Source organism: Amycolatopsis sp. SID8362 (assembly GCF_010550475.1).
GTDB classification, from domain to species: Bacteria; Actinomycetota; Actinomycetes; order Mycobacteriales; family Pseudonocardiaceae; genus Amycolatopsis; species Amycolatopsis eburnea.
Genome location: NZ_JAAGNB010001321.1, coordinates 1 through 10883, shown reverse-complemented (window position 1 = coordinate 10883; position 10883 = coordinate 1). Strand labels below are relative to the sequence as shown.

At 70.3% G+C, this 10883-nt stretch carries 16 protein-coding genes; 14 read left to right on the top strand and 2 right to left on the bottom strand.

The genetic code is table 11. The annotated features are described in order from the left end of the window. The 4 genes from G3I65_RS40715 to G3I65_RS40700 form a co-directional block, all read left to right on the top strand. Window positions 1-608: GlxA family transcriptional regulator (locus G3I65_RS40715; RefSeq protein WP_160700803.1), on the top strand; the 608-nt coding region annotated here is incomplete at its 5' end. Continuing rightward, window positions 605-1378, top strand: coding sequence for an enoyl-CoA hydratase-related protein (locus tag G3I65_RS40710; RefSeq protein ID WP_160700802.1), 774 nt, complete (start codon window positions 605-607; stop codon window positions 1376-1378). The genes G3I65_RS40715 and G3I65_RS40710, both read left to right, overlap by 4 nt. Before the next feature lie 68 nt (window positions 1379-1446). Next, entirely contained in the window at window positions 1447-1947 is a 501-nt protein-coding gene (locus tag G3I65_RS40705) for a TetR/AcrR family transcriptional regulator (protein WP_239071742.1), read from the top strand. Continuing rightward, window positions 1944-2408 carry a DUF2867 domain-containing protein gene (locus G3I65_RS40700; protein WP_160700800.1) on the top strand — a complete coding sequence of 155 codons (465 nt, stop codon included), beginning with the start codon at window positions 1944-1946 and terminating at the stop codon, window positions 2406-2408. The genes G3I65_RS40705 and G3I65_RS40700 overlap by 4 nt, the downstream gene beginning before the upstream one ends. Here the strand turns inward: G3I65_RS40700 and G3I65_RS40695 are convergent. Then, window positions 2380-2925, bottom strand: a complete 546-nt coding sequence (locus G3I65_RS40695; RefSeq protein WP_160700799.1) for an NUDIX hydrolase — start codon at window positions 2923-2925, stop codon at window positions 2380-2382. The two genes, G3I65_RS40700 and G3I65_RS40695, sit on opposite strands and share 29 nt — an antisense overlap. A gap of 36 nt (window positions 2926-2961) precedes the next feature. Between G3I65_RS40695 and nucS the strand changes: the two genes are divergently transcribed. Both nucS and G3I65_RS40685 read left to right on the top strand, forming a co-directional pair. After that, window positions 2962-3621 (top strand): endonuclease NucS, encoded by a 660-nt coding sequence (nucS, locus tag G3I65_RS40690; RefSeq protein ID WP_163046839.1) that lies wholly within the window; start codon window positions 2962-2964, stop codon window positions 3619-3621. 1 nt (window position 3622) lies between these two features. Further along, on the top strand, window positions 3623-3826 hold the full coding sequence (locus tag G3I65_RS40685; protein ID WP_125312967.1) for a DUF1653 domain-containing protein: 204 nt from the start codon (window positions 3623-3625) through the stop codon (window positions 3824-3826). 3 nt (window positions 3827-3829) lie between these two features. Here the strand turns inward: G3I65_RS40685 and G3I65_RS40680 are convergent, their stop codons facing one another. Then, window positions 3830-4417: a hypothetical protein gene (locus G3I65_RS40680; RefSeq protein ID WP_160700798.1), complete on the bottom strand. Its 588-nt coding sequence runs from the start codon at window positions 4415-4417 to the stop codon at window positions 3830-3832. A gap of 23 nt (window positions 4418-4440) precedes the next feature. On the opposite strand from G3I65_RS40680, the gene G3I65_RS40675 reads away from it, so the two are divergent. From G3I65_RS40675 to dhaM, 8 genes are all read left to right on the top strand, one after another. Next, entirely contained in the window at window positions 4441-4662 is a 222-nt protein-coding gene (locus G3I65_RS40675) for a hypothetical protein (RefSeq protein WP_160700797.1), read from the top strand. A gap of 195 nt (window positions 4663-4857) precedes the next feature. Then, the gene (locus G3I65_RS40670) at window positions 4858-5634 is read left to right on the top strand and encodes a hypothetical protein (protein ID WP_160700796.1); all 777 of its coding nucleotides are present in this window, start codon (window positions 4858-4860) and stop codon (window positions 5632-5634) included. Window positions 5635-5822: 188 nt separating this feature from the next. Further along, window positions 5823-7520, top strand: a complete 1698-nt coding sequence (locus G3I65_RS40665) for a sodium:solute symporter family protein (RefSeq protein ID WP_160700795.1) — start codon at window positions 5823-5825, stop codon at window positions 7518-7520. Between the two features lie 10 nt (window positions 7521-7530). Beyond that, window positions 7531-7815, top strand: a complete 285-nt coding sequence (locus G3I65_RS40660) for a hypothetical protein (protein ID WP_160700794.1) — start codon at window positions 7531-7533, stop codon at window positions 7813-7815. Between the two features lie 47 nt (window positions 7816-7862). Next, a complete protein-coding gene (locus G3I65_RS40655; RefSeq protein WP_309235949.1) occupies window positions 7863-8867 on the top strand; it encodes a DUF3558 family protein in 1005 nt (334 codons plus the stop codon). A gap of 67 nt (window positions 8868-8934) precedes the next feature. Further along, entirely contained in the window at window positions 8935-9936 is a 1002-nt protein-coding gene (dhaK, locus tag G3I65_RS40650; RefSeq protein ID WP_160700792.1) for a dihydroxyacetone kinase subunit DhaK, read from the top strand. Beyond that, window positions 9936-10565, top strand: coding sequence for a dihydroxyacetone kinase subunit DhaL (dhaL, locus tag G3I65_RS40645; protein WP_160700791.1), 630 nt, complete (start codon window positions 9936-9938; stop codon window positions 10563-10565). Before dhaK ends, dhaL begins: the two co-directional genes overlap by 1 nt. Next, window positions 10562-10883: dihydroxyacetone kinase phosphoryl donor subunit DhaM (gene dhaM, locus G3I65_RS40640; protein WP_160700790.1), on the top strand; the 322-nt coding region annotated here is incomplete at its 3' end. The genes dhaL and dhaM, both read left to right, overlap by 4 nt.

Below are 10883 nucleotides of genomic sequence, written 5' to 3'. Positions count from 1 at the left end.
ACGGCCGCCCGGCGACGACGCACTGGCGCGACTTCGACGCGCTCACCCGCGTCGCGCCGCGGGCCGACCTTCAGCGGGACGTGCTCTACACCGACGACGGCGGCGTCCTGACGTCCGCGGGTGTCGTCGGCGGCCTCGACCTCTGCCTGTACCTGGTCCGCCGCGACCACGGCGCGGACGTCGCCGCCGCGCTCGCGCGCCGTCTGGTGATGCCGCCGGCGCGGGAAGGCGGGCAGCGGCAGTACGTCGACACCCCGGTGCCGCCGGCGTCGCGGCCCGGCCTGACGTCCACAATGGACTGGGCGCTGGCCAGGCTCGGCTCCGGGATCGGGGTGGAGGACCTGGTCGGGCACGCGCGGATGAGCGAACGGACGTTCCACCGAGAGTTCGCCGCGGCCACCGGCGTGACTCCGGGACGCTGGCTGCGCGTCCAGCGCGTCCGGCTCGCGCAGCGGTTGCTGGAGACGACGTCGCTGCCGGTCGAGCGGGTCGCGGAGCGCTCCGGACTGGGGACGGCGGCCAACCTGCGTCGTCGCATGCACGCCGAAGTCGGCGTGGGCCCGGACAGCTATCGGCGCACCTTCCAAGGGGTTACCGTCGAAGCATGACCGAGTACGAACACATCCTGGTCAAGCGGGACGGCGACACCGTCACGATCACCATGAACCGGGCGGCGCGGCGCAATTCGCTGTCCGCGGACCACCTGGCCGAGTTGCTCGCCGCGTTCCACGAGGCGGGGACGTCCGACGCGACCGGCATCGTGCTGGCCGGCGCGGGCCCGGTGTTCTCCGCCGGTCACGACTTCGGCGACGTCGCCGCGCGTGACCTGATGGGCGTGCGCGAGCTGCTGACGCTGTGCACGGACCTGATGAAGACGATGGAGTCCGTGCCGCAGGTGGTCATCGCGCGGGTGCACGGCCTGGCCACCGCGGCCGGCTGCCAGCTCGTGGCGTCGTGCGACCTCGCGATCGCCGCCGAGTCCGCGGGCTTCGCGCTGCCGGGCGGCAAGGGCGGCTGGTTCTGCCACACGCCCGCGGTGCCGGTGGCGCGCTCGATCGGCCGCAAGCGGCTGATGGAGCTGGCGCTGACCGGCGACGTCATCGACGCGCCCACCGCGCTGGAGTGGGGCCTGGTCAACCGGGTCGTGCCGGATGACCAGCTCGACGACGCCGTCGCCGAGCTGCTGGGCCGCGCGACCCGCGGCAGCCGCGCGAGCAAGGCGATGGGCAAGGTGACGCTCTACGCCCAGCTCGACCGGCCCGAGGCCGACGCGTACGCGATCGCGCTGGAGGTCATGGCCGCGGCGTCGCAGCTGCCCGGCGCGCGCGAGGGCATGGCGGCGTTCCTGGAGAAGCGCAAGCCCTCCTGGCCCGACTGAGCGTCGCTTTCACGTGAAAGCGACGCTTCTCGCTGCCCGCGAGCCGTACCATACGGTATGGTATGGCCATGGCGGGGAAACGGGACTGGCTGGACGCGGGATTGGTGCTGCTGGCGGAGCAGGGCGCGCCGGCGGTGACGATCGAGCGGCTGGCCGAGCGTCTCGGCCTGTCGAAGGGCTCGTTCTACCACCACTTCAAGGGCATGGGCGGCTTCCGCACGGCCCTGCTGGAGCACTTCGAGGCCGAACGCACGACCCGGTTCGTGGAGCAGGCCGAAGCGGCCGACGGTGACCGGCTGAACGCGCTGCTGAAGCTCGTTCTCGCGCCGGGGCCCGGGCCGGAGCTGGAGATCGCCGTCCGGGCGTGGGCCCTGCAGGACACCGAAGCGCGGGCGGTCCAGGAGCGCGTCGACCGCACCCGCGTGGCCTACCTGACCGAGATCAGCGGCGACGCCGACCTCGCGCAGGCGCTGTACCTGGTCGTCGTCGGCGCCGGGCAGGTCGTGCCCCCGCTGCCCGGCCGGCAGCTCAAGAACGCGCTGGAACTCGTACTGGGGAGACGGAAATGACCGAGCCGTTCGCCGAGGGCGCCGACTACGTCGAATTCAAGGAGATCGGGAGCGAGAACAGCCTGCGCGAGTTCGTCGCGGGCGTGTTCGGCTGGTCGCCGTGGTGGGTGAAGGGGCTGTTCGGTGTCCGCTACCTGCTCGCCAAGGCCCTGCGGCTGGACACCGCGTCGGTGCCGCGGACCGGCCGGCTCCGGCCCGAGGACGTCGGGTTCGCGCCCGGCGACCGGGTCGCGTTCTTCACCGTCCGGGCCGGCGATCCGGAGCGCTACCTGGTCGCGGGGGTGGACGACAGTCACCTGACCGGGTACCTGACGGTGGAGGCGGTGCCCCGCGGGTTCCGGCTCGGCACGATCGTGCACTTCCACAACCGCGTCGGGCCGGCCTACTTCGCGGTGATCAAGCCGTTCCACCACCTCGTCATCCGCGGGATGCTCAGGGCCGGAGCCGCTCGTACAGCATGAGCTGCGCCCACGCGGCGACCGACTGCGCGTCGGTGATCTCGCCGGCGAGGATCATCTTCTCGACGTCGGCCCGCGGGAACCACGCGCTGCGCATGTCCTGCTCTTCGAGCTCGCGCTCGGGTTCGCCCTCGGTGATGTCGGTGGCGAGGAACACCCAGCCGCGCTGGCTGCTCATGCCGGGCGCGACGTCCAGCTTGCCGAGCGCGACCATCGACCCGGCCCGCAGGCCGGTTTCCTCGCGCAGCTCACGCGCGGCGAGCTCGGCGGGCGGCACGTCGGCGCGGTCGGGCGCGGTGCCCTGCGGGAACTCCCAGCGGCGCTCGCCGACCGGGTAGCGGAACTGCTCGACCAGCCGGAACCGGTCGCCGTCCTGGGGGATGACGAGGGCGTACGCGGGCTTGTCGATCACGCCGAAGATGCCCGGCGAGCCGTCCGGGCGGCGGATTTCGTCCTCCCGCACGGTCATCCAGTTGTTCCGGTACACCTCACGGGACGCGACACGCTGAATGGGGTCCACCCGCCCAGTATCCCGGACCTGTCCTACCCTCCTCGGGTGCGTCTCGTGATCGCGCGGTGCCAGGTCGACTACGCCGGCCGGCTCACCGCCCACCTGCCGATGGCCACCCGCCTGCTGCTCGTGAAGTCCGACGGCTCGGTGTCGGTCCACTCCGACGACCGCGCGTACAAGCCGTTGAACTGGATGAGCCCGCCCTGCTGGCTCATCGAGGACGGCAAGCTCTGGATCGTCGAGAACAAGCAGGGTGAAAAGCTGGTGATCTCGATCGACGAGGTCTTCCACGACTACACCCAGGCCCTCGGCGCGGAACCGGGCCTGCAGAAGGACGGCGTCGAGGCGCACCTGCAGGAACTGCTGGCCGAGCACATCAAGACCCTCGGCGACGGCTACACCCTGGTCCGCCGCGAATTCCCGACGGCGATCGGCCCGGTCGACATCATGGCCCGCGACGCCGACGGCCGTTCGGTGGCGGTGGAGATCAAGCGCCGCGGCGAAATCGACGGCGTCGAGCAGCTGACGCGGTACCTGGAACTGCTCAACCGCGACCCGCTGCTGGCTCCGGTGCAGGGCGTGTTCGCGGCCCAGATCATCAAGCCGCAGGCCAGGACGCTGGCGGAGGACCGCGGGATCCGCTGCCTGACCTTGGACTACGACGAGCTGCGCGGCATCGAGTCCGACGAGTTCAGGCTGTTCTGAGGTGCTCCCGGGGCGGTACGTCCACTACAAGGGCGGGGAGTACGAGGTGCTGGGCGTGGCGCGGCACAGCGAGACCGAGGAGGAGCTCGTGGTGTACCGGGCTCTTTACGGTGAGCGCGGGTTGTGGGTGCGGCCGAAGGTGATGTTCACCGAGACGGTGGAGACGGACGGCGGGCCGGTGCCGCGGTTCCGCCGGGTGGACTGAGCTTCAGCGGACGTCGAACGAGATGGCGTAGGTGCTGGGGTCGGTCAGTCCTCCCAGGATGAGAAGCCCGTGGTCGGCGAGCCCGTCGGCGTCGAACGTGCAGGAGTACGTCTTTCCGCGGGCGAAGCTCGTGATGTGGTTTTCGCCCTTGATCATCATGCCGCCGTGGCCGGACAGTTGCTCGCCGGTGGCGGGATCGAGCGTCGACCACGAACCCGAGCCGCACCACCAGAGCCGCATGGCGGCCGCGTTGGTTTCATCGTCTGAGCCGGTCCGTACGGTTGCGGACACGCGGAGCGCGAAGCCTCCGGTGAACTTGCTTCGCGACTTCTTGATCTCGGTGATCGTGCCGGTCGCCGTCGCTGGACCGTTCGCCGAGCCCTGGGCGTCGGGGTAGATGCCCATCTCTTCGCCGATCTGCTTGGTGATCCGACCCGTCGAGGCCGGTGCGGCCGCTTCGGCTGTCGAAGGCTCGGCGAGCGACCGGGTGACGGTGACGGTCGTCGTGGTGGTCGTGCCCGTTGTGGCCGGTCCGGCTGAGCAGCCGGCCAGCAAGGCCGCGATGGCAGGCAGGACGATCGTTCTTTTCATCGGCACCCCTCCGTGGTCGTGCGATGAAGATCGTGGGAGGGGCGCTCGTCGTTTCACCTCGCACTGCGTCGCCCACGGCCCTTGTCGGCGGGTGCGGTAATCGTTCTCCGCGCCGATACCGGATCGATGCCGAATTCCGGTATCTGATTCCGGCTCGATTACTCCGCAAGGAAATCATTGACGTGATCGGCCGCAGCGCTGTGACCAGGTCTTTTTTGCGCCTGATTCCTGCGCTGTTCGGGTGAGATCGGGATCTTATTCCCCGGGCTCGTGGGACACTCGATTCGAGGGGTTCCGCCGGTGCGTCCGGTGTGGCCGGAGGGTGGTGCGCTCGGCCGTCTTTCTTGTCGTGCCAACGTTTCAGTCCGCCTTCGAGCTCGGTGTGCGCATGCCAGCCGGCCGGTGTGCGCGCGTTTTTCGCCTGCACGGAGGAGGAAGTCATGCGTTATCGCCCACTCGGTTCCGATCCGGTCGACCCGCGGCTGGGGCGGTTCATTCCGGACGACTGGCGGCACGTCGAAAGGTATCCGCTGTCCGCGCTGGCCGAGGACGACCGGCCCACGCGGGCGCCCGTCGTGATCGGGGTCAACTGGTACTCCGCGTTCGACGAGCCGGAGCAGGACGAGACCTCCGGGGAGTTCTTCATCGCCAAGGCCGGCGTCAAGAAGCTCGGGCGGGTGCGCGGCGGGCACTGCGTGTGCCTCGAGCCGGGCGGGACGCCGGACACCGACGCCTGGTACGCGTTCTACGACCAGGGCCGCGAGGGTGCCTGCGTCGGGTTCGGGTGGTCGCGGTGCATGTCGATCTTCAACGGCAGCGAGTACACCGCCCGCTGGCTGTGGGACGCGGCCAAGAAGCGCGACGAGTGGCCCGAGACCAACCCCGGCGACGACAACGGCACGTCCGTCCGCGCCGCGGCCGAGGTGCTCGCCGAAGCCGGGCACGTCCTGTGGGACGACTCCTACGCCGGCGACGACTGGCAGCAGCGCGAGCAGTACGTGCCGGAAGCCAAGCAGGGCATCAAGGCGTTCCGCTGGGCCAAGTCGGTCGACGACGTGCACGCCGTGCTCGGCAACCCGCGGGCCGACGAGCTCGGCGCCGTGCCGATCCTCAACTCCTGGGGCCCGGGCTACCCGCACCGGACCTACCTGCCCGACGCCGTGCTCGCGCGGCTGATCCACGAGGAAGGCGAGATCGCCGTCCCGACCGATCGGTGACCGGCCGCCGCTCCCGCGGCGCGTGAAACGAGGGCGCGTTTCCCCTGGTAGAAGCCAGGGGGACGCGCCCTCTGGCCACTGTGGACAGGTCAACGTGCCGACCCTGAATGCATGCAGTACTGTCCGGAACCGACAGGACAGTGGTGATTCCTGTGGGTTGTTGTCCAGTTTGAAATGAGGTGGGTCCGGTGCTCGTCCTAGCCGATGCGAACCTGCGACTCGATGCGAGCGCGATCGACTACATCGAGCTGGCGTTCTACTTCGTGCTGGTGCTCGGCATCGGGTACCTGGCGCGGCGGCAGGTGTCGAGCAGCCTCGACTTCTTCCTGTCCGGACGTTCCCTGCCCGCGTGGGTCACCGGCCTGGCGTTCATCTCCGCGAACCTCGGCGCGGTCGAAGTGATGGGCATGTCGGCCAACGGTGCCAAGTACGGCCTGCCGACGGTGCACTACTTCTGGATCGGCGCCATCCCGGCGATGCTGTTCCTCGGCATCGTGATGATGCCGTTCTACTACGGCTCGAAGGTGCGCAGCGTCCCCGAGTTCATGCGGCGGCGCTTCGGCAAGCCGGCCCACCTGGTCAACGGCATCAGCTTCGCCGCCGCGCAGATCCTGATCGCGGGCGCGAACCTGTTCCTGCTGGCCAGCGTCGTGAACCTGCTGCTCGGCTGGCCGCTGTGGGTGTCGATCATCGTCGCCGCCGCGATCGTGCTCTCCTACACCGCGCTCGGCGGCCTCTCCGCGGCCATCTACAACGAGGTCCTTCAGTTCTTCGTGATCGTCATCGCGCTGGTGCCGCTGACGATCATCGGCCTGGTCAAGGTCGGCGGCTGGGAGGGCCTGGTCGACAAGGTCACCAACAGCCCCGGCGGGTCCGCGCAGCTGCACTCCTGGCCCGGCGACAACCTGACCGGCTTCGGCAACAGCATCCTGTCGGTGCTGGGCATCGTGTTCGGCCTCGGCTTCGTCCTCTCGTTCGGCTACTGGACGACGAACTTCGTCGAGGTCCAGCGCGCGATGGCGTCGAAGAGCATGTCCGCCGCCCGCCGGACGCCGATCATCGGCGCCTTCCCGAAGATGCTGGTCCCGTTCATCGTCATCATCCCCGGCATGATCGCCGCGGTCAGCGTGTCCGAGTACGTCAAGGACAAGCAGGTGCTGCTCGACGGCGGCAAGGCCGAAAGCGGCGTCACGTTCAACAACGCCCTGCTGCTGCTGATGCGCGACCTGCTCCCGAACGGCATGCTCGGCATCGCCATCGCCGGCCTGCTGGCTTCGTTCATGGCGGGCATGGCGGCGAACCTGAGCTCGTTCAACACCGTCTTCACGTACGACATCTGGCAGACGTACGTGAAGAAGGACAAGCCGGACCACTACTACCTGAACCTGGGCCGCGTGGTGACCTCGGGCGGCACGATCCTCGCGATCGGCACCGCGTTCATCGCGTCGAACTCCGGCAACATCCTGGACTACCTGCAGGACCTGTTCTCGTTCTTCAACGCGCCGCTGTTCGCGACCTTCATCCTGGGCATGTTCTGGAAGCGGATGACGCCGCACGCCGGCTGGCTCGGCCTCGTGCTCGGTACCGCGTCGGCGATCACCGTGTGGAGCCTCTCGCAGGCCGGGGTGCTGGGCCTGACCGGCCAGGGCATCAGCTTCGTCGCCGCCGGGACCGCGTTCGTCGTCGACATCGTCGCGAGCGTCGTCGTGTCGCTGGCCACCAAGCCGAAGCCGGACGAAGAGCTGGTGGGGCTGGTCTACTCGCTCACCCCGCGTGACACGCTCAAGCACGACGACACCGGCGAGAACGCGGGCTGGTACCGCAAGCCGGGCCTGCTCGCGGGCATCGTGCTCATCCTGACCATCGCCCTCAACGTCATCTTCTAGGGAGGCAAGCATGGCCACCGAGTCCGGTACGCGGCCCCACAAGGCGGGCGCCTTCGACATCCGGCTGATCATCGCCCTGCTGATCGGCGTTTACGGCGTCATCCTGACGATCATGGGCGCGGCCTTCACCTCCGACGCGGAGATCCAGAAGGCGGCGGGCGTCAACATCAACCTCTGGGCCGGCATCGGCATGCTGGTCGTCGCCGCGCTCTTCATCATCTGGGCGAAGGTGCGGCCGCTCGTCGTGCCGGCGTCGACCGAGACGGAAGACACGGCACCCGCCGCGGGCGAATAGCCGGGTTGTCCGGACAACGGCGCGAGGGTGCGGCTACCGTGCATCGCGTGTTCCTTGACGCTCGGCGCAGCCGTCTCCCGAAGCTGTTCCTGCTGGTCACCGCGCTCGCCCTGCCGCTGACCGCGTGCGGGCAGGATCTCGGCCGGTCCAACTTCGGCCGCACCACGGTCCCCGCCGCGGCCGGCGGCACCGGGCAGCAGACCGACGGCCCGATCACCGACGCCGCCGTGGCGGCGAACGTGCTGCGCACGATCAAGCCGTGCCAGTTCCTGACCAAGGACGCCCTCGGCGCGCTCGGCCTCGGCACGGTCGAGGACGACCCGAGGCAGTCGTCAATCGCCTTCGACACCTGCAGAAACGAGCTGAAGGACCCCGGCGGCAAGACGATCCGGCTCGAGGTCGAACTCGGGAACGCCCTGCTGCCCGGCGTCGACAAGACGACCGGCCAGGTCGGCGGGCTGCCGCTGCGCGTGAACAAGTCCGGCGACACCGACTGCACGCTCGCGGCGATGACGGCGCTGAACCCCGACCTGGGGATCACCGTGTCGGCCACCTATGCCGGCGACGACCCGTGCCGCCCAGGGCGGGCGCTGCTGGAGGCGGCACTCCAGAAGGTGCACAACTCGCCGGAGAAGTACTCGACGCCGCCGGGCACCGTGCTGACCGCCGACCCGTGCGCGATGGCCGACACCTCGGCCGTGTCCTCCGTCGTTCCGTCGGCGAAGTCCGCGCCCGCGGGCCTGCACTCCTGCGAGTGGAAGGGCAAGGACCCGAAGATCACCGTCAAGTTCCTGCCGGGGCTGCCCCCGATCGTCGGCGACGGTTACTCCAAGGTGGACATCGGCGGCGGGGTCACCGCGTTCCAGAAGCAGACGAGCGCGAGCGCGTCGCGGTGCGCGGTGCAGTGGCAGCACCGGCCGTGGGAGGGCGACGACGTCGAACTGGCCCAGGTGGAGTACGAGAACTACGCCGCCGAAGCGAGCAGCGACGACCCGTGCGGCAAAGCGGTGACCGTCGCGAAAAACGTCGTCACGAAGCTCCCCAAGCCCTGACCTGGCGGTGGGCCGCGCGGCGAGGTAGGAAGGGGACACCCCACCCGCGGATGTGCCGGAGGTTGCCGTGAAGAAGATCATCAACGATCCGGCGAACGTGGTCGCGGAGTCGCTGCGGGGGCTCGCCGCCGCGCACTCCGACGTCCTGCGCGTCCAGTACGACCCCGACGTCGTCGTCCGGGCCGACGCGCCGGTCGCGGGCAAGGTCGCCGTCATCTCCGGGGGCGGGTCCGGGCACGAACCGCTGCACGGCGGGTTCGTCGGCCCCGGCATGCTCGCCGCCGCGGTCCCGGGCGCGGTGTTCACCTCGCCGACGCCGGACGCCGTGCAGGCCGCCGTCACCGCGACCACCGGCGACGCGGGCGCGCTGCTCATCGTGAAGAACTACACCGGTGACGTGCTGAACTTCGAGACCGCCGCCGAGCTGGCCGCGGCCGAGGGCCTCGACGTGCGCAGCGTCGTGATCGACGACGACGTGGCGGTCAAGGACTCGACCTACACCGCCGGCCGCCGCGGGGTCGGCGGGACGGTGCTGCTGGAGAAGCTCACCGGCGCCGCCGCCGAGCGCGGCGACTCGCTCGACGCCGTGACCGCGCTGGCGCAGAAGGTGATCGGCCAGGTGCGCTCGATCGGCGTCGCGCTGACCGCGCCGACCGTGCCGCACGCCGGCACCCCGAGCTTCGACCTCGACGACGGTGAGATCGAGTTCGGCATCGGCATCCACGGCGAGCCCGGCCGCGAGCGCATCCCGCTCGAACCGGCCGACGCCCTGGTGGCGCGGATGGTCGAGGCCGTCGTCACGGACCTGCCGTTCGCTTCGGGTGACCGAGTCCTGCTGTTCACCAACTCGATGGGCGGCACCCCGCTCGTCGAGCTGTACCTGGCCCACGGCATCGCTGAGCGCTTGCTCGCCGAGCGTGGGATCGTGGTCGAACGCCGGCTGGTCGGCCCGTACATCACCAGCCTCGAGATGCAGGGGATGAGTCTGACGTTGCTCAAACTGGACGACGAGCTGACCGAGCTCTGGGACGCCCCGGTGAACACCCCGGCGCTGCGGTGGGGGCGCTGATGACCTGCAAGGCCGAAGGGGTCGCGGCGGCCGTGCGCGCCGCCGCGGCGGTGGTCGCCGAACACCGCGTGGAACTGATCGACCTCGACCGCGCGATCGGCGACGGCGACCACGGCGAGAACCTGAACCGCGGGTTCGCGGCCGTCGTCGCGGCGCTCGACGCGGGCACGCCGGACACGCCGGGCGGGGTGCTGAAGCTCGTCGCGACGACGTTGATCTCCAAGGTCGGCGGGGCCGCGGGGCCGTTGTACGGCACGGCTTTCCTGCGTGCGTCGGCCAAGCTGGGCAGCGCCACCGACCTCGACGTCCCGGCGCTGCTGGACGCGCTGCGCGCCGGCTTGGAAGGCGTCCAGGCCCGCGGAAAGGCCGTCGGCGGCGACGCGACCATGGTCGACGCCCTGATCCCCGCGGTCGCGGCCGCGGAGAAGGCGGCCGAGGAAGGCGGCGACGTCGCCGCCGTGCTGACCGCCGCTGCCGACGCGGCCGATCGCGGTGCGGAGTCCACAGTGGAGCTGGTACCGCGCAAGGGCCGGGCGTCCTACCTCGGCGAACGCGCGGTGGGACACATGGACCCCGGCGCCCGGTCGTCGGCGCTGCTGCTGCGCGCGTTCGCGGAGGCCGCCCGGTGAGCGTCGGGATCGTGCTCGTTTCGCACAGCGCCAAACTCGCCGAAGGCCTGGCCGAACTGGCCGCCCAGATGGCGCCGGACGTCACCATCGTGCCGGCCGGCGGCCTCTCCGACGGTTCGATCGGCACGGATTACGACGAGGTCGTCGCGGCCACCCAGCGCGCCGACCGCGGCGACGGCGTCGTGCTGCTCTACGACCTCGGCAGCGCGCAGATGACCGCCGAGCTCGCCGTCGAGTCGCTGGCCGACCCCTCGGCCGCCGTCGTCGCGGACGGCCCGCTGGTCGAGGGCGCCATCGCCGCGGCCGTCGCGGCCCAGG